This window comes from Microvirga sp. 2MCAF35, from assembly GCF_052115545.1.
Taxonomy (GTDB): Bacteria; Pseudomonadota; Alphaproteobacteria; order Rhizobiales; family Beijerinckiaceae; genus Microvirga.
Genome location: NZ_JBFRGW010000004.1, coordinates 80,874 through 99,335, shown reverse-complemented (window position 1 = coordinate 99,335; position 18,462 = coordinate 80,874). Strand labels below are relative to the sequence as shown.

The 18,462-nt window shown below is 65.8% G+C and carries 14 protein-coding genes; 7 read left to right on the top strand and 7 right to left on the bottom strand.

Features of this window, described 5'->3' with window-relative positions:
• The 3 genes from cmk (at window position 1) to AB4097_RS03355 (ending at window position 2,035) form a co-directional block, all read left to right on the top strand.
• Window positions 1–639 (top strand): (d)CMP kinase, encoded by a 639-nt coding sequence (gene cmk / locus AB4097_RS03365; RefSeq protein ID WP_442037193.1) that lies wholly within the window; start codon window positions 1–3, stop codon window positions 637–639.
• Window positions 640–841: 202 nt separating this feature from the next.
• Entirely contained in the window at window positions 842–1,645 is an 804-nt protein-coding gene (locus AB4097_RS03360; protein WP_442037192.1) for a DUF1194 domain-containing protein, read from the top strand.
• Window positions 1,646–1,657: 12 nt separating this feature from the next.
• On the top strand, window positions 1,658–2,035 hold the full coding sequence (locus AB4097_RS03355; RefSeq protein WP_442037191.1) for a methylglyoxal synthase: 378 nt from the start codon (window positions 1,658–1,660) through the stop codon (window positions 2,033–2,035).
• A gap of 330 nt (window positions 2,036–2,365) precedes the next feature.
• Here the strand turns inward: AB4097_RS03355 and hrpB are convergent, their stop codons facing one another.
• The 3 genes from hrpB to AB4097_RS03340 all read right to left on the bottom strand — a co-directional run bounded on the left by hrpB (window position 2,366) and on the right by AB4097_RS03340 (window position 8,122).
• Window positions 2,366–4,831: an ATP-dependent helicase HrpB gene (hrpB, locus tag AB4097_RS03350; RefSeq protein ID WP_442037190.1), complete on the bottom strand. Its 2,466-nt coding sequence runs from the start codon at window positions 4,829–4,831 to the stop codon at window positions 2,366–2,368.
• A gap of 207 nt (window positions 4,832–5,038) precedes the next feature.
• On the bottom strand, window positions 5,039–5,650 hold the full coding sequence (locus AB4097_RS03345; protein WP_442037189.1) for an HAD family hydrolase: 612 nt from the start codon (window positions 5,648–5,650) through the stop codon (window positions 5,039–5,041).
• A gap of 180 nt (window positions 5,651–5,830) precedes the next feature.
• On the bottom strand, window positions 5,831–8,122 hold the full coding sequence (locus AB4097_RS03340) for an NADP-dependent malic enzyme (RefSeq protein WP_442037188.1): 2,292 nt from the start codon (window positions 8,120–8,122) through the stop codon (window positions 5,831–5,833).
• A 149-nt stretch (window positions 8,123–8,271) separates the two neighbouring features.
• Here AB4097_RS03340 and mutS point away from each other — a divergent pair, with 149 nt between their 5' ends.
• Window positions 8,272–10,998 carry a DNA mismatch repair protein MutS gene (mutS, locus tag AB4097_RS03335; protein ID WP_442037187.1) on the top strand — a complete coding sequence of 909 codons (2,727 nt, stop codon included), beginning with the start codon at window positions 8,272–8,274 and terminating at the stop codon, window positions 10,996–10,998.
• Between the two features lie 9 nt (window positions 10,999–11,007).
• On the opposite strand, the gene AB4097_RS03330 is transcribed toward mutS, so the two are convergent.
• A complete protein-coding gene (locus AB4097_RS03330) occupies window positions 11,008–11,460 on the bottom strand; it encodes a response regulator (RefSeq protein ID WP_442037186.1) in 453 nt (150 codons plus the stop codon).
• Window positions 11,453–12,565, bottom strand: coding sequence for a sensor histidine kinase (locus AB4097_RS03325; protein WP_442037185.1), 1,113 nt, complete (start codon window positions 12,563–12,565; stop codon window positions 11,453–11,455). The genes AB4097_RS03330 and AB4097_RS03325 overlap by 8 nt, the downstream gene beginning before the upstream one ends.
• Window positions 12,566–12,837: 272 nt before the next feature.
• Between AB4097_RS03325 and AB4097_RS03320 the strand changes: the two genes are divergently transcribed.
• Both AB4097_RS03320 and AB4097_RS03315 read left to right on the top strand, forming a co-directional pair.
• Window positions 12,838–14,376 carry a YifB family Mg chelatase-like AAA ATPase gene (locus tag AB4097_RS03320; protein WP_442037184.1) on the top strand — a complete coding sequence of 513 codons (1,539 nt, stop codon included), beginning with the start codon at window positions 12,838–12,840 and terminating at the stop codon, window positions 14,374–14,376.
• A gap of 174 nt (window positions 14,377–14,550) precedes the next feature.
• Entirely contained in the window at window positions 14,551–15,483 is a 933-nt protein-coding gene (locus tag AB4097_RS03315) for a GNAT family N-acetyltransferase (protein ID WP_442037183.1), read from the top strand.
• Between the two features lie 172 nt (window positions 15,484–15,655).
• Here the strand turns inward: AB4097_RS03315 and queG are convergent, their stop codons facing one another.
• The gene (gene queG, locus AB4097_RS03310; protein WP_442037182.1) at window positions 15,656–16,894 is read right to left on the bottom strand and encodes a tRNA epoxyqueuosine(34) reductase QueG; all 1,239 of its coding nucleotides are present in this window, start codon (window positions 16,892–16,894) and stop codon (window positions 15,656–15,658) included.
• The gene (locus AB4097_RS03305) at window positions 16,792–17,484 is read right to left on the bottom strand and encodes a glutathione S-transferase family protein (protein ID WP_442037181.1); all 693 of its coding nucleotides are present in this window, start codon (window positions 17,482–17,484) and stop codon (window positions 16,792–16,794) included. The genes queG and AB4097_RS03305 overlap by 103 nt, the downstream gene beginning before the upstream one ends.
• 178 nt (window positions 17,485–17,662) lie before the next feature.
• On the opposite strand from AB4097_RS03305, the gene AB4097_RS03300 reads away from it, so the two are divergent.
• Window positions 17,663–18,460: an undecaprenyl-diphosphate phosphatase gene (locus tag AB4097_RS03300; protein WP_442037180.1), complete on the top strand. Its 798-nt coding sequence runs from the start codon at window positions 17,663–17,665 to the stop codon at window positions 18,458–18,460.
• The last annotated feature ends 2 nt before the right edge of the window (window positions 18,461–18,462 follow it).

Genomic DNA, 18,462 nt, shown 5'->3' with positions numbered 1-18,462 from the left:
ATGATCATCGCCATCGACGGACCTGCCGCCTCGGGCAAGGGGACCCTGGGCAAGCGTCTGGCCGAACATTACGGTTTCGCCCACCTGGACACGGGACTGCTCTACCGCGCGGTCGCCCGCGTGCTCATGGACCGGGACGTCCCTCTCACCGACCGGGACGCCGCCGCGCAGGCGGCGCAGAACCTGGACGTCAGCCATCTGGAGGACGATTCCCGCCTGCGCGGAGCCGTCATGGGCGAAGCCGCCTCGGTGGTCTCCGCCTATCAGCCGGTCCGGGATGCCCTCCTGGCCTTCCAGCGCCAGTTCGGCGCACAGGAGCCGGGCGCCGTGCTCGACGGGCGGGACATCGGAACCGTGGTCTGCCCCGACGCTGAGGTGAAGCTCTTCATCACGGCGGCCCCGGAGGAACGGGCCCGGCGGCGCCACCGGGAGCTGCTGAGCCGGGGCGAGCAGGCCGAATACGAGACCATCCTGGTGGATATCCGCCGCCGCGACGAGCGCGACATGAGCCGGAGCACCGCTCCCCTGAAGGCCGCCGCCGACGCCATGACCCTCGACACGACGCACCTGGATGCCGACGGCACCTTCCGGGCAGCACTGGATCTCGTGGAACGCAGGCGGTCTGCGTTCCACGGATAGACCTCGTCTACCTCCCACGTCATGGCCGGCCTTGTGCCGGCCATGACGGAGAGGGTGTCGTCCAAGGACATCCCAGGCTAAGGATCCGAAGTCCCGGAATTGCCGTGCCTGAGACCGCCCCCTGGTCCCGGCCTGTCCTTGCCTTAGTTTCAGAAGCTGGCACACTCACCTGACCAATCCGGCTCCCGACAAGGAGATACCGATGGTTCGTTCCGGCTTCATCCGCTTGGCCGCGGGCCTTGCTTGCCTCCTGGAGCTTTTCACGCTGCCCGCCCAGGCCCAGCCTGACACGGAGGTGGACCTCGCCCTCGTGCTCGCCGTCGATATCTCCTTTTCCATGGATACGGACGAACAGGCCCTGCAGCGGGAGGGCTTCGCCCAGGCGTTCCGTTCCAAGCTCGTTCACGACGCGATTCGCGGCGGAATGCTGGGCCGGATCGCCGTGACCTATATGGAATGGGCGGGTTCGCCCGACCAGAAGGTCATCGTTCCCTGGACGGTCCTCGACAATTCCGAAAGCCTAATGGCCTTCGCGGACAAGATCGCCTCGACGCCCTTACGCCGGGCCCAGCGGACCTCGATCTCCAGCGCCATCGATTTCAGCGTGAAGCTTCTCGATGAGAGTGGCCTCAACGCGTCGCGGCGCGTCATCGACGTTTCCGGCGACGGGCCCAACAACCAGGGGCGTCTCGTGATCGAGGCGCGCGATACGGCCGTGGCCAAGGGCATCATCATCAACGGCCTGCCGATCATGCTGCGCCAGCCCGGCTACCTCGACATCCCGGATCTCGACATCTATTACAGGGACTGCGTCATCGGCGGCCAGGGCGCGTTCACGGTACCGGCCCGCGAACGCGACCAGTTCATCGAGGCGATCAAGACCAAGATCCTGCTGGAAGTTGCCAACCTGATGCCCGAGCAGTCCTTGATCAACCGCATTCAGTCCCCTCCGCGCACCAACTGCATGGCCGGCGAGATGCAGTGGCGTGACCGCTGGAGCAATTGAGCTGTTCCTCCCATGAAGCAACTGACATTGGCGCTCGTGGCCCACGACGCCAAGAAGGCCGACATGGCCGAATTCGTGGCCAAGTACGAGAACGATCTCCGGCCCTTCACCCTCTTCGCCACCGGCACGACCGGCGGGCGCGTGATGGAGCGCTGCCCGTCCCTGTTCGTCACGCGCTTGAAGAGCGGACCGCTCGGCGGCGACCAGCAGATCGGGGCGATGATCGCGGACGGAAAGGTCGACGTGCTCTTCTTCTTCGTCGATCCGCTCTCGCCGCATCCGCACGACGTGGACGTGAAGGCGCTGATGCGCCTCTCTCTCGTCTACAACATCCCCATGGCTCTTAATCCCGCCACGGCGGAACGGCTGATCGAGTCGTTCCGGGATTAAGGGCATCGTGCTTTCCTCCCCGTGCGGGGATTGAGGGTGGCGCCAGAAAGTCGGACTGCGGCGCTCGACAAGATCATCCGCCTTCGCTCTCCCACGTCATCACGGCCTCGTGCCGGTGACCTCGATTGGAAGAACGCCCTCGGTGTCATTCCCGGCCGGAGCGCAGCGAAGGGGAAGGGAATCAACACCTCCGCGCTTAATCGTGGATCCCCTTCCCGAGCCTTCGGCCCGCCGGGGATGACAGCGGAGCGCTTCACAGAAGCGGGATGGCCGGCACAAGGCCGGCCATGACGTAAAGGTTCCACCCGTTAGGACTGCCCTGCGAACAACTCACCTCCCACGCGGCTTGGCGCGTCGCGTGGGAGGTGCCGTCAGCGGATCTTCCGGCCATGGATGCTTGGGATACTGCCCGCGCATGTCGGCCCGCACGGCCGCCCAGGAACCGCGCCAGAAGCCCGGCAGGTCGCGGGTGATCTGGATCGGGCGCTGAGCTGGCGAGAGCAGATGCAGGATGAGCGGGGCGCGTCCCGCCGCGATGGTGGGGTGCTTGTCGAGCCCGAACAATTCCTGCACGCGCACGGCGAGAACCGGCCCCTCCTCGGCGCCATAATCGATTGGGATCTGCGATCCGGTCGGCACCTCGATATGGGTCGGCGCCTCCGCATCAAGACGCCGCTGCAGGTTCCAGGGCAAAAGGCCACGGACGGCCTCGCTCAACAGGTCGGGACCGATGTCGTTCAGGCCGGTTTTCCCGACGAGATGCGGCGCCAGCCATTCTTCGGCCGTGCGGCTTAAGGCGCCGTCCGACAGGTCCGGCCATTCCTCGCCTTCGGCCTTGCGGAGAAACATTACGCGCTCGCGCCATTGGGCCAGGGCCTTCGACCAGGGCAAGGCATCGAGGCCCAGGGAGACGAGGCCTTCGGCAAGGGCTTGCGCCGCCTCCTCGGTTGTCGGCACCTTCAACGGGCGCTCATTCAGGAGCAAGGCCCCGAGGCGCCTGACGCCCCGTGCCCGCAGGGCCTTGGCCTGCCGGTCGAAGGCGACTTCGTCGCGCTGCTCGATCGCCTCGCCGAACAGGCTCTCGATCTCGTCCGGCGTGATGGCGGCGGCCGCCAGAATACGCGCCGAGGCCGCCCCGCCGGCGATCTCCGCGATGGCGAGATAAGGCTCCTTGGCCAGCCGCTCATGCGCTTCGAGCACGGCCCCACGCCCATTGGCCATGAGGTATTCGCCCGTCTTGCCGCGCGCCTTCGCGAGCCGGTCCGGATAGGCCAGCGTCAGCAGCGCGCCGATGGAATGCGGTTCGCCTGACCCGGAACCGTTGCTCCCCCTGGACCAACCCTCCGCCATGCGCCGCATGTCCTGCGCCCGACCCGAACGGTCCCGGCGAAAGCGCTCGACACGCTCGGAAAGGTCCACCGCATCGCCGCCCAGCCCGCGCTCGACGAGGACAGCCGCGATGTCCGCGGCATCGCGCGCCTGTCCGGTCTCGCCCGCGGCCAGGACCATCCGCGCGAGACGCGGCGGCAGGGGCAGGTCGCGCAGGCGCCGGCCCGTGTCCGTGATGCGCCCCTCCGCATCGAGCGCGCCGAGCTGCTGCAGCAGCGCTCTCGCCTCTTTCAGGGCGGGCGCAGGCGGTGGGTCGAGGAAGGCGAGCGACGTGGGATCCGTGACGCCCCAGGCGGCGCAATCGAGCAGCAACGGCGCCAGATCCGCCGACAGGATCTCCGGTCGTCCGAACGGCTCGAGCGCTCCCGTGGCAGCCTCCTCCCAGAGCCGGTAGCACACGCCGGGCTCGGTACGGCCGGCGCGACCCCGCCGCTGGTCGGCGGCGGCGCGGGAGACGCGCACGGTTTCAAGGCGCGTGAGGCCGATATTCGGCTCGTAGACGGGCACCCGGGCAAGGCCGGAATCGACGACGACGCGGACGCCCTCGATGGTGAGCGACGTCTCGGCAATCGAGGTGGCGAGCACCACCTTGCGGCGGCCGGGCTTGGCGGGGCTCACCGCGAGGTCCTGCTCGCCCCGCTCCAGCGCGCCATAGAGGGGCGCGATGTCGACCGCGGGATCGTTGACGCGTTCGCGCAAGAAAGTCTCGACCCGGCGGATCTCCCCCTGCCCTGGCAGAAAGACCAGGATGGAGCCGCTCTCGGCCCGCAAGCCACGCGTCACCGCATCCGCCACCTGCTCGTCGATGCGTCGGTTGGGATCGCGCCCGACATAGCGCGTCTCGACCGGATAGGCGCGGCCTTCCGATTCGATGACGGGCGCATCGCTCAACAGCCGCGCCACCCGGGCGCCATCGAGCGTCGCCGACATGACGATAAGGCGAAGGTCCTCCCTCAAGCCCCCTTGGGCGTCAAGAGCCAGGGCGAGCCCCAGATCCGCGTCGAGGGAGCGCTCGTGGAACTCGTCGAAGAGAACGGCGGCAACGCCGTCGAGGGACGGATCGTCCAGGACCATGCGGGCGAAGACGCCCTCGGTCACGACTTCGATCCTGGTCCTGCGGCTGATCTTGGAGCCCAGGCGGACGCGCAGGCCCACCGTTTCTCCCACGGCCTCGCCGAGGGTCTGCGCCATGCGCGCCGCCGCCGCCCGGGCGGCCAGCCGCCGGGGCTCCAGGACGATGATCTTGCCGCCATCGATCCAGGGCTCGTCGAGCAGCACCAGCGGCACCCGCGTGGTCTTGCCCGCGCCGGGCGGGGCGACAAGCACCGCATTGGGGCGTGCGCGAAGGGCCGCCGTCAGCTCGCCGAGAACGGCATCGATGGGAAGGGAGGTGTCGAAAACCCGCATGCCGCCTGATGGCGCAAGCGGGCCGGGAGGGCAAGTGTGATTGGATGAGGCTTTCACGTGCCCATTGTCATTCCCGGCCAATGGCCACCCGGAATGACGTCCTTTCCGTCATGGTCGGACTTGTCCCGGCCATCCCAATTGGGTGAAGCGTCGCGCTCTTCGGATCGGGATCACCGGCACGAGGCCGGTGATGACGTGAAGGGGATTTCAAACCGGAAAGTCGTACCGCCGCAGCTCGCCCGGCAAGTCGATGGCCTCGACGCAATGGATCGCGTGCATCCCCACGTTCCGGGCGCCTTCCACATTGGCCTTGGAATCGTCGATGAACACGCAGTCTTCCGCCGCAAGCCCGTAGCGGTCCAGCAGGAGACGGTAGATGGCCGGATCGGGCTTCAGGAGGCGCTCGTCGCCGGACACGATGATGCCGTCGAAGCCCGATAGGAACGGGAAACGCTCCTGCGCCAGGACGAATTTGGGGCCGGAGAAATTCGTGATGCAATAATTCGGCACGCCCGCCTCTCGCAGGCGCAGCAGGAGGGCCACATGGTCCTCGAAGACGCCCGAGACGGTCTCGTCCCAGCGCTCGTGGAACGCGCGGATCGGCGCTTCATGCGTCGGATGATCCTTCACGAGAAGAGCCACGGCCTCGTCCCAGTCACGACCCCGATCCTGTTCAAGATTCCACTCGTTGGTGCAGACATGGGCGAGGAACCATTCCATCTGCTCCTCGTCGCCGAAGATCCGCCGATAGAGATTGCGCGGATCCCAGCGCAGCAGGACGTTGCCGATATCGAACACGACGGTTTGAGGCTGCCCCATGGTCAGAGATGCTTTCCTTTAATGCTGTTCGCCCCTGTTTAGCCGCCCGGCGGCACCCGCACCACTCCCAAGATCGGCGGGCAGCCATCGAAACCTGAGGGACTGGACAGGCTTGAAGAGAAATCGGGGCCTCAAGCCGGCTCCCTCCATGGCGAGGCACGAAGGGAGCCGCAACCGGACTTATCCGCCGATATTGTAGGCCGCCAGCGCCGCCATGTTGACGATGTCGTTGTCGGTCGCGCCCAGCGAGACGATCTGCACCGGCTTGTCGAGGCCCACGACGAGCGGGCCCAGAACCATCGCTCCGCCGAGTTCCTGCAGCATCTTGGTCGAGATGGACGCCGAGTGGAACGCGGGCATGACGAGCACGTTCGCCGGGCCTGTCAGACGGCAGAACGGGTATTGCGCCATCACGTCCCGATTGAGCGCCACGTCGGCCGACATCTCGCCGTCGTACTCGAAGTCGACCCGCATTCCGTCGAGGATCTCGACGGCTTCCTGGATCTTCTCCGCGCGCTCCGCCTTCGGATGGCCGAAGGTCGAGAACGAGAGGAGCGCCACGCGCGGCTCATAACCGAGACGGCGCGCGACCCCGGCCGACTCGATGGCGATCTCGGCGAGTTCCTGCGCGCTCGGCATCTCGTGGATGGCCGTGTCGGCCACGAGAACCGTGCGGCCGCGCGCAAGGCAGAGCGAGATGCCGATGACGCGATGGCCGGGCTTCGCGTCGATCACGTGGCGCACATCGGCAAGCGCGGTCGAATAGTTGCGCGTCGCGCCCGTCACCATGGCGTCCGCGTCGCCCAAGGCCACCATGGACGCGGCGAAATGGTTGCGGTCCTGGTTGATCATGCGCTGGCAGTCGCGGAACAGGTAACCCTTGCGCTGCAGGCGTTCGTAGAGGAACTGCGCATAGGTCGCGTTGCGATGCGACAGGCGGGCATTGTGGATCTCGATGCCTTCGCGGCCTTCGAGCTCGATGCCCGCCTGCATGGCCGTTTCCTGGATGCGATCCTCACGGCCGACGAGAATGGCCTTGCCGAGCCCCTGGTTGACGAAGGACAGGGCGGCGCGGATCACCTGCTCCTCCTCGCCCTCGGCGAAGACCACCCGCTTCGGGAACTTGCGCACGCGCTCGAAGATGCGATTGAGCGTGCCGGCCACCGGATCGCGCCGCGCCGAGAGCTGCGCCTTGTAGGAACGCATGTCGACGATGGGACGGCGCGCGACGCCGGTCTCCATGGCGGCCTTCGCCACCGCCATCGGGATCGTATGGATCAAGCGCGGATCGAACGGCACGGGGATGATGTATTCGCGCCCGAAGCGCGGACGCGAGCCCTGATAGGCAGCCGCCACCTCGTCCGGCACATCCTCGCGGGCGAGTTCCGCCAGCGCCTGGGCGGCGGCGATCTTCATCTCCATGTTGATCGTGGTCGCCTGCACGTCGAGCGCGCCGCGGAAGATGTAGGGGAAGCCGAGGACGTTGTTAACCTGGTTCGGATAGTCGGACCGGCCCGTGGCGATGATCACGTCGTCACGGATGCGCGCCACCTCCTCGGGGGTGATTTCCGGGTCGGGGTTGGCCATCGCGAAAATGATCGGATTGGGCGCCATGGAGCGGATCATCTCGTCCGTGAACGCGCCCTTGGCCGACAGGCCGAAGACCGCGTCGGCGCCGTTCAGGGCATCCGCCAGGGTTCTAGCGTCCGTCACGGCCGCGTGGGCCGATTTCCACTGGTTCATGCCCTCGGTGCGGCCCTTGTAGATCACGCCCTTGGTGTCGCAGAGGATGACGTTGTTGGGCGCGAAGCCCATGGCTTTCAGAAGCTCCGTGCAGGCGATGCCGGCGGCGCCCGCGCCGTTTACCACGAGCTTGGTCTTCGCCATGTCGCGATCGGTCAGGTGAAGCGCATTGATGAGCCCCGCCGCCGCGATGATCGCCGTGCCGTGCTGGTCGTCGTGGAAGACGGGGATGTCCATCAGTTCCCGCAGGCGCTCCTCGATGATGAAGCATTCCGGCGCCTTGATGTCTTCCAGGTTGATGCCGCCGAAGGAGGGCCCAAGATAACGCACGCAGTTGATGAACGCGTCCGCATCCTCGGTGTCGACCTCCAGGTCGATGGAATCCACATCGGCGAAGCGCTTGAAGAGCACCGCCTTGCCCTCCATCACGGGCTTCGAGGCGAGCGCGCCGAGATTGCCGAGGCCCAGGATGGCGGTTCCGTTCGAGATCACCGCCACCATGTTGGAGCGGGTCGTGTAGTCGAAGGCCAGGGACGGATTTTCCGCGATCGCCAGCACCGGCACCGCGACCCCCGGCGAATAGGCCAGCGACAGGTCGCGCTGCGTCGCCATGGGCTTGGTCGGCACGACTTCGAGCTTGCCAGGCCTTCCCTGGGCGTGGAACTGCAGCGCCTCCTGATCGGTGAAGGTGGGGCGTTTGCGGCGGGTCGGGCGCTGATCGTCGGTCATGGAATATGGTTTCTTTTGATGAAGGGCGTTTCCAAAAGGGGATGCGACCTTAAGGCATAGGGGGCGCCTTCCTCAAGACTTGTCCACATCCGCCCTTTGGACCCCATGACACGGATGAAAGGGCGGGCCAGCTTTGCTAAACAGACTGGATGTCGTCCCAAGCCGCCTATAAATCCGCCGAGACCGCCCCGTCGAACGCCGCGCTTGCGCCCGCAGCCGCGCAGGACAGCCGGGTCACGCCCATGATGGCGCAGTATATCGAGATCAAGGCGGCCAATCCGGACAGCCTGCTGTTCTACCGGATGGGCGACTTCTACGAATTGTTCTTCGAGGATGCGGAAATCGCCAGCCAGGCGCTCGGCATCGTGCTGACCAAGCGCGGCAAGCACCAGGGGCAGGACATTCCCATGTGCGGCGTACCCGTGGAACGCGCCGACGACTATCTCCAGCGCCTCATCGGCCTCGGGCACCGGGTCGCCGTCTGCGAGCAGACCGAGGATCCGGCGGAAGCGAAGAAGCGCGGCTCCAAATCCGTCGTGCGCCGCGACGTGGTCCGCCTCGTCACCCCGGGGACGATCACCGAGGAGCGCCTGCTGGAACCCGGCCGGGCGAACTATCTCCTGGCCATCGCCCGACGCCGCGTGTCCGACACGCAATGGTGCTACGGCCTTGCCGCCGTCGACATTTCCACGGGCCATTTCGTCTTGAGCGAGACGGACGGCCCGGGTCTCTCGGCCGAGATCGCCCGCTTCGAGCCGCGCGAGATCCTGGTGCCCGACGTGATCCACGACGACCCGGACCTCAGGAGCTTCTGGCAGGAGACCCGCGCGTCGATCACGCCCCTGTCCCGCGAGGGCCTCGATCCGGCCTCGGCCGAACGGCGGCTTAAAGGCTATTTCGGGGTCGCGACGCTCGATGCCTTCGGGGCCTTCAGTCCCGCCGAGATCACCGCTGCGGGCAGCGCATTGTTCTACATCGAGAAGACGCAGATCGACAGCCGCCCGGCGCTCAACCCGCCGTCCCGCGATACGTCGGGTGCGGCGCTCGCCATCGATGCGGCCACCCGGGCCAATCTGGAATTGACCCGCACCCTGTCCGGCGAGCGGGCGGGCAGCCTTCTCGCCACCATCGACTGCACGGTGACGCCGGGCGGCGCACGGCTGCTCGCCGAGCGGCTCGCCGGCCCCCTCACCCATCCGGATCAGATCTGCGACCGGCAGGATGCCGTCACGACCCTCGTCGAGAACAACGATCTTCGCGACCGCCTGCGGCGCATCCTCAAGCGCTCGCCCGATCTGGCCCGCGCCCTCTCGCGCCTGAGCCTCGGACGCGGCGGGCCGCGGGATCTCGCCTGCGTCCGCGATGGCCTGTTCGCGGCGCGCGAACTCGGGCTCGAACTGGCGATTGCGCCCGATCTGCCGAAGGAGCTGCTTGCGGCCGCGCAGGTGCTCCAGGGCCTGCGGACTGATGTGGCGGACCGGCTTGCCGCGGCGCTCGCCGCCGAGCTGCCGCTGCTCAAGCGCGATGGCGGCTTCATCCGCCAAGGCTTCGATTCCGGTCTCGACGAGCTGCGCGAGCTGCAGCAGGATTCCCGCCGCTTCATCGCCGCCCTCCAGGCGCGTTATGCCACCGAGACCGGGTGCCGCTCCTTACGCGTCAAGCACAACCACATGATCGGCTATTTCGTGGAAGTGCCGCAGAATGTGGGCGAGGACCTGCTCAAGGAGCCGTGGAAGGATACCTTCGTCCATCGCCAGACCATGGCGGGCGCCATGCGTTTCTCCACGATGGAACTCGGCGAGCTCGAATCGAAGATAGCGTCCGCGGCCGACCGGGCCCTGAAGATTGAACTCGCCCTGTTCGACGAGATGGTGCAGGCACTTCTCGACCTTGCGGCCGATGTGGCGGCCGCCGCCGAAGCCATTGCGGTCATCGACGTGACCGCCTCCCTGGCGGATCTCGCCATGCGCCTCGACTGGACCCGTCCCGTCGTCGACACGAGCCTCGCCTTCGCCGTCAAGGGCGGGCGCCATCCGGTGGTCGAAGCGGCGCTGAAGCGCGACGGCGTTCCCTTCATCGCCAACGACTCAAACCTCTCCGGGAAGGATGCGGGCCACATCCTGCTGATCACCGGCCCGAACATGGGCGGTAAATCCACCTATCTGCGCCAGAACGCCCTGATCGTGGTGCTGGCCCAGATGGGATCCTACGTGCCGGCGAAGGAGGCCCATATCGGCATCGTCGACCGGCTCTTCTCCCGCGTCGGCGCCGCCGACGATCTGGCGCGGGGCCGCTCGACCTTCATGGTCGAGATGGTGGAAACCGCCGCCATCCTCAACCAGGCGACCGCCCGCTCGCTGGTTATCCTCGACGAGATCGGCCGGGGAACTGCCACCTTCGACGGTCTCTCCATCGCCTGGGCTGCCATCGAGCATCTGCACGAGGCCAATCGCTGCCGCGCGCTGTTCGCCACCCATTTCCATGAGCTGACCGCGCTCGCCGAACGGATGAAGCGGATTTCCAACGCCACCCTGAAAGTCACCGAATGGAACGGCGAGGTGGTGTTCCTGCACGAGGTCGTGCCCGGCGCCGCCGACCGCTCCTACGGCCTGCAGGTGGCCCGTCTTGCCGGGCTGCCGGGGCCCGTCGTCGAGCGGGCGAAGACGATCCTGAGCGAGCTGGAAAAGTCGGATCGCGAGGCGCCCAAGCGCGCGCTCGTCGACGACCTGCCGCTCTTTGCCGTTCCCGTCCGGGCCGAGCCTGCGCCTACCCCGCAGCGGGATGCCCTGCGGGAGGCGCTCGACGCCCTGGATCCGGACGCGATGACCCCGCGGGAGGCGCTCGATGCGCTCTACCGGCTCAAGGCGCAGAAATAGGAAGAAGGGTCAGGAAACCTGGGAGCTACGCTCCCGAGGGGCTGCGCCGAAAGGGACGAAGGTGACCGTTCGGGCATCGTCAGGCTCGCGCAGCTGCCCGGCCATGACATAGCTCAAGGCTTCGCGGACACCGCGCTCCGTGTAAGGCTTGGCGATGACGCCCCAGGCTCCGGCGAAATCCTCCGGGATCCGCTTGGCATTCGCCGTCATGAAGACCACCGTGACCCGATGGTTGGACGAGAGGCTGCGCGCGACATCGACGCCGGTCGGCCCGTCAGCCAGATGAACATCGACGAAAGCGAGGTCGGGACGGAGCCTCTGGCCGAGGGCAAGAGCCTCCTCGGACGACGCCGCCATTCCGACGACCTCGTGTCCCAGATCCTGCAGCAGGCTTTCGAGCTCGAGAGCAATCAGGATTTCATCCTCGACAATGAGGATGCGCAACGGCTTCTCGCTACTCAAACTTCATCTCCTGCGCATCGACGGGCATCACGATTTCAGCACGTGTACCTGGCTTCTGATCGCGCCAAGTCAACTGCCCCTTCAACTGTTGGACCAACATCGTGATGAGGGTTTTCCCAAAACTTCCCTCAGCCGGGGGAGCGTGATCGACACCGACGCCATCGTCCTCGACGGCAATTTTCAAGCCGTTTTCCGTCCGGCCGATCTCGATTGTCAATCGGCCCCGGCGCCCATTTGGGAAAGCATGCTTAACCGCGTTGCCGACAAGCTCGTTCAGGAGAAGCGCCAGCGCGGTTGCCTTGGAGGCCGGAACGCCGAGAGGCTGAACATCGAGGTCGAGTTCGACCTGCCCGCTGGGCAGTGCCGTGACCAATTCCCCGGCTAGTTCAGAGGTGAATTCCTTCAGGTTGAACCGGCCCGCATCCCCTGCTGCTGAGAGAAGCCGGTGTGCCGCCGAAAGTGCGCTGACCCGCTCGGCTGTTTCCTGCAACACCTTCCGCGCCTCTGGATCCCGCAGGCGCCGGGCTTTCAGGAGAACCAAGGAAGCGGTCATCTGAAGGGTGTTCTTGATCCGATGCTCGACCTCGTGGAGCTGCGCCGTTTTCCGGTCGAGAGCCGTCTGAAGCGCCGTGTTCCGGCGTTCGACTTGCTCCTCCCCGTGGTGGCTCGTCTCGATGTCGCTTCGGTCGTGATGTTGCACCGAGACGATATCCGTCAGCACGAGAGTGCCCCATCGAAGGTGGCCCGCCTCGTCATGAACGGGAGAGAGGGCCAGGGAGCATTTGAACGCAGAGCCATCCTTGCGGAGGCCGTTGAATTCGGTCTCGAACGCCTCTTCGTCACGCATCGCGTCATCGACGGCTTTCAAGGCGTCCATGCCCATGTCCGGAATGTGAAGGAAATGCCAGCTCCGGCCCGAGACTTCCTCCCGCGTATAACCCGTCAGGTCGAGAAAGGCTTGGTTGACGAAAGCGACACGCGCATGTTCACGACTTTGGTCGATTATCAGAACAGGCAGGCGAAGGGACTGGAAAGCGGCCCTGAAAGGGACCTCCGGAAAATCTGCCGATCGGTCTGAAGGGGATATATGAGTTTCGGCCAGCATTATGAATTCAGAATGCCGCGCAAGAACTCACAGCCCCGCCGTGCCGGCTCGCTCAAGAAGATTAATCGTCCCATGCCAGGAACCGCCCCGTCGATGATAGAACCCTTGCGCTTCCGCGGTGCGGCTCGCGACATAGTGGGACTCAACGCGACGGTGACGGCAGGGTTCCGCTTTTGCAGCATGGAGTCGCACCGCACCTGCGGAATAATTTTAGTAACACTATCGCGTTTCACAACGCCGCGCTAACATTGATCGTTCATGGAGGTCGAAGGATGGTCACGCGCGTTTCCACTGTTGCGTTCGAGGGGATCGAGGCGCGTGCGGTCGATGTGCAGGTTCAGATCTCGCCCGGCTCCGTCGTCTTCATGATCGTCGGCCTGCCCGACAAAGCGGTGGCGGAATCCCGCGAGCGGGTCCGCTCAGCCCTGATCGCTTCGGGATTGGCCCTCCCGGCGAAACGGATCACAGTCAATCTCGCTCCCGCCGATCTGCCGAAGGAAGGCAGCCACTACGACCTGCCCATCGCGCTCGGCGTCATGGCCGCCATCGGGGCCATCCCGGCCGATGCTCTGAACGGTTTCACCGTCCTGGGCGAACTGGCCCTCGACGGCTCCATCACGGCGGTGGCCGGGGCCCTGCCGGCCGCCATGGCGGCCTATCAACGCGACCATGGATTAATCTGCCCCGAAGCCTGCGGGTCGGAGGCCGCCTGGGCCGGCAGCGACATCGAGATTCTGGCGCCCCGCTCCCTGATCCAGCTCGCGAACCATTTCAAAGGGACGCAGGTGATGGCGAGGCCGGAACCGGCCCTCATGCCCGCTTCCGGCACCCTGCCCGACCTGCGAGACATCAAGGGGCAGGAAAGCGCAAAGCGGACGCTGGAGATCGCGGCGGCCGGCTCGCATAACCTGCTGATGAACGGCCCGCCCGGCGCCGGCAAGTCCATGCTCGCGCAGCGCCTTCCCTCCATCCTGCCGCCGCTCTCGCCGCGGGAATTGCTGGAGGTCTCGATGATCCAGTCCGTGGCGGGACTCCTTGCTGATGGAGCCCTCTCCAACCGCCGCCCGTTCCGGGCACCGCACCATTCAGCTTCCATGGCGGCACTGGTCGGCGGAGGATTGAATGCCCGTCCCGGCGAGGCCTCATTGGCCCATCACGGCGTTCTCTTTCTCGACGAATTGCCGGAGTTCCAGCCCCAGGTGCTCGATTCGCTGCGCCAGCCGCTGGAGGCCGGCGAGATCCTGATCGCCCGGGCCAACCATCGCGTGACGTATCCGGCGCGGTTCCAGCTCGTCGCCGCCATGAATCCCTGCCGCTGCGGACAGGCCACGGAGCCGGGCTATGTCTGCCGCCGCCAGCCCAACGAGCGCTGCGTCGCGCAGTATCAGGCGCGGCTCTCGGGCCCGCTGCTCGACCGCATCGATCTCGCCATCGACGTTCCGGCGGTCACGGCCGCCGACCTGATCCTGCCAGCGCCCTCGGAAGGGTCGGCCGAAGTCGCGGCCCGCGTCGCCAGGGCCCGCGAGCGGCAGGCGATGCGGTACGCTGCCCTGAACCTCGACGGCGTCACGACCAATGCCGCGTGCCCGCCAGCGCTTCTGGAAGAGGTGGCCCAGCCCGACCCGGAAGGACTGGCCCTCATCCGCGATGCCGCCAATTCCATGCGCCTGTCGGCCCGCGGTTTCCATCGCGTGCTGAAAGTGGGACGCACCCTCGCCGACCTCGACGGGGAGGATCGCGTGCGGCGGATTCATGTGGCCGAAGCCCTGTCCTACCGCGCCCATGCGGATCGCCGCCCGGCGGCGGCATGAACAGGCGATCGACCTCTCGCATCCGTTCGCGGGAGCCGCGCCGAACTCAAAATTTTCCACCGGGACATTTATGTTTTCTGTCACAAAACAGTTTGGAATGGGTTTTATGTCATGTGGAGGCCGGACAGCGCCAAGCTTGAGTCGGCATCCGAGGCACGATCCCGCGAGGCAGCAATGAATCTTTCTCCGTCGAAGGAGACGGCAGCGTTTCCCGCCCCCTTGGGGTTGCGCCCGCATGGCCTGACCAAATTCATTCCCGGCAAGGACAGGACCGTCCGGGATTACGGCAGCCTCGATCCCGTGCTCGGACGCATCGGGTCGCTGGAGGTGCGCCTCGCCACGACGACGCGCGAGATCCGGAAGGCCCAGCGCCTGCGCTTCAAGATTTTCTACGAGGAGATGTCCGCATCCGCCAACGGAGCCGCCTTGATTTCGCGCCGGGACGTGGATGCCTATGACGCTCTCTGCGACCATCTCCTCGTGCTCGATCATGACGTGAAGCCGAAACCCTTCCGCTCGGCGAAGCCGAAAGTCGTGGGCACCTATCGCCTGTTGCGGCAGGACATCGCAAACCGCCACGGCGGCTTCTACACGAAGGGCGAATACGACATCGCGCCCCTGCTCAAAGCGCATCCGGGGCTGCGCTTTCTGGAACTCGGACGCTCCTGCGTACTCGAACCCTATCGCAACAAGCGCACGGTCGAACTCCTCTGGCACGGCATCTGGACCTACGTCCTCCATCACCGCATCGACGTGATGATGGGCTGCGCGAGCCTCGAGGGCACGGACCCGCAGGATCTGGCGCTCCCCTTGAGCTTTCTGCACCATTACGCAGCAGCGCCCGCCGAGTGGCAGGCCCGCGCCCTGCCGGAGCGCTTCACGGCCATGGACATCCTGCCCAAGCGAGCCATCGACCCCAAGGCCGCGCTGCACGCCTTGCCGCCTCTGATCAAGGGCTATCTGCGCCTGGGCGCGACCTTCGGCACGGGAGCCGTGATCGACCGGCAATTCGGCACCACGGACGTGCTCGTCATCCTGCCCGTGTCGGCGATCAACCCGCGTTATATCGACCATTTCGGCCCTATGGCGAACCGGCACGCGGCGTGAGCTCAAGACTCTTGCCCCAAATGAAATGGACCTAACACCCTGAGCCCTCATCCTGAGGAGCGAAGCGTCTCGAAGGACGAGGGCGCCTCCCGTGCACACTGGACGATCCTTCGAGACGGTGCTTCGCACCTCCTCAGGATGAGGCGAGAGGGAATCGTTCAGCCTTTTGAGATCAAAGAACCTCGATCGCCGCCATCGCCCGCCGCCATTCCTCGCGCACGTCCGGATCGTCCTCGCGCTCCAGCCGTCCTTCGGCATGACGGGCAACGGTCTCCGGCGGAAGCAGGCGAGTGAGAGCCCAGACCGCCATCGCCCGCACGAGCGGCGAGGCATCGTCGAGGAGGCGCTGGGCTTCGTCGGCCAGGGCGGCATCGCGAGAATTGCCGATGGCGATGAGCACGTTGCGGATGAAGCGATCGCGCCCGGTGCGCTTGACCGGCGTGCCGGCGAAGCGGGCGCGAAAGCTCGGATCGTCGAGCCGAGCGAGTTCCGCCAGCGGTAGCGCCGAAAGATCATCCCGCTGCACCAGCCGGGCCTCTCGCCCCGCCTGGGCGAACTTGTTCCACGGACAAACGGCAAGACAATCGTCGCAGCCGAAGATCCGGTTGCCGATGCCGGGGCGCAGCTCCCCCGGGATGTGCCCCTTGTGCTCGATGGTCAGATACGAGATGCAGCGCCTCGCATCGAGCTGATAGGGTGCGGGAAAAGCGTTCGTCGGGCAGACGTCGAGGCAGCGGCGGCATGAGCCGCAATGGTCCGTCTCCGGCGCGTCGGCCGGCAGCTCCGCCGTGGTGAAGATGGCGCCCAGGAACAGCCAGTCGCCGAACTCGCGCGAGACGATCACCGTGTGCTTGCCCTGCCACCCGAGCCCCGCCGCCTCCGCGAGCGGCTTCTCCATGACCGGGGCCGTATCGACGAAGACCTTCACATCCGACGATGCCTTGGACGCGAGAAAGCCCGCCGCCTCCTTGAGCTTGCCCTTGATCACGTCGTGATAGTCGCGATTGCGGGCATAGACGGAGATGTAGCCGCGATCCGTCCGCGCCAGTTCGGCCAACGGGTTTTCAGCAGGACCGTAGTTCAGCCCGAGCAGGATGACGCTGCGCACCTCGGGCCACAGGGCCTTCGGATCGGCGCGGCGCTCCGCCGTTTCCGCCATCCATTCCATGGAACCGTGGTGGCCGGCCTCCAGCCAGGCCTTGAGCCGCTCGGGCGCCAGCGGGATCGAATCCGGCTTAGCGATGCGGATCGTGTCGAAGCCGAGGGCCTTCGCCCGTTCGATGAAGGCGCGTTTCAGCGCCTCCCCGTCTAGAAATCCAGGTTGTCGTAATGTCCCGCCGGCGCCATCCCGGGCACCCGGTCGGCGAGGAGCGCGCGAAAGGACGGCCGGGACTTGATCCTGGCATACCAATGCTTCGCTGTTTCGTCCTCGTCCCATGGCACGTCGCCGAGATAATCCACCACCGACAGATGGGCCGCCGCCGCCAGATCCGCATAGGTCATCTGGTCGCCGGCCAGCCAATTCCGCGCGGAAATCAGAAAACCGATATATTTGAGATGGTATCGCACATTGGTCTGGGCGGCGCGAATCGCGCCCATGTCCGGCGGGCCGCCCCCCAGTTCGATGGGCATGAACCGCTTATAGATCTTTTCTGTGGCAAGATAATCCGAGACCTCGCCGTGAAACTTGACCAGGAACCAGTCGAGCAGGCGGCGGACCTCGACCCTGTGCTCGAGATCCCGCGGCAGGAAGCGCCTGTCCCGCAGGTCCTCTCCCCGGGTCTCGTCGAGATACTCCGCAAGACTTGATGGTCCCGCGACGGCAAGTCCATTATCGTCGATGAAGAGCGGCAGATTTCCGGCGGGGTTGATCTCCAGATAGGGAATGCGCCGGTCCCACGGCTTCTCCTCGACCATATCCGGCTCAAGGCCGAGCTCCGCGAAGATGAGACGCGCGAACCGCGACTGCGGACAAAACGGATAGGAATGAAGGATGGCCATGAAACTATGAGTGACGCGAAACAGGCGGCGAGAATAAGGCCGTGCTTCGTTAAGGGTTGGTAAGGAATATTGGTGAATCTCATGTCTGTGATGCAAAAGGGCTACGCTGGCAGCGCAAACCTTGCTTGACAGATACGACGTGCTCCCGCATCTGGCGCCGTTTTCAGGATTTTCAACGATGTCGCAAATCATCGAGGCGCTCTTTCTCGGCCTCATCGAAGGTCTGACGGAATTCCTTCCGGTCTCCTCCACGGGCCACCTGCTCCTCGTCGGCCACTTCCTGGGCTTCGAGTCGACGGCCAAGACCTTCGAGGTTCTGATCCAGCTCGGCGCGATCCTGGCGATCCTGTCCGTCTATTTCAACAAGCTTCTCTCCATCGCCAAGGCCCTGCCGCACGATCCGATGGCGCGCCATTTCGTCGTCGGCGTCCTCGTGGCCTTCCTGCCGGCCGCCGTGATCGGGGCCCTGCTGCACGGCTTCATCAAGGAGGTTCTGTTCGACCCCTGGGTCGTCTGCACCACCCTGATCCTCGGCGGCTTCGTGCTCATGGCCATCGACCGTTTGCCGCTCGAGGCGACCAAGACCGACGCGACCCGCTTCCCCCTGTCGATGTATTTCAAGATCGGCCTCGTCCAATGCGCCGCCATGGTGCCGGGCGTCTCCCGCTCGGGCGCGACCATCGTCGGCGCCATGCTGATGGGCGCCTCGAAGCGCGCCGCCGCCGAGTTCTCGTTCTTCCTCGCGATGCCGACCATGGCCGGCGCCTTCGCCTACGACCTCCTGAAGAACTACAAATATCTCTCTGCCAATGACGGCATGATCATCGTGGCGGGCTTCCTGTCCGCCTTCGTGGCGGCGCTCGTGGTGGTGAAGCTGTTCCTGGATTATGTGTCCCGCCACGGCTTCACGCCCTTCGCCTATTGGCGCATCATCGTGGGTGCCGCAGGCCTTGCCGCCCTGATGGTCTACGGCTGATC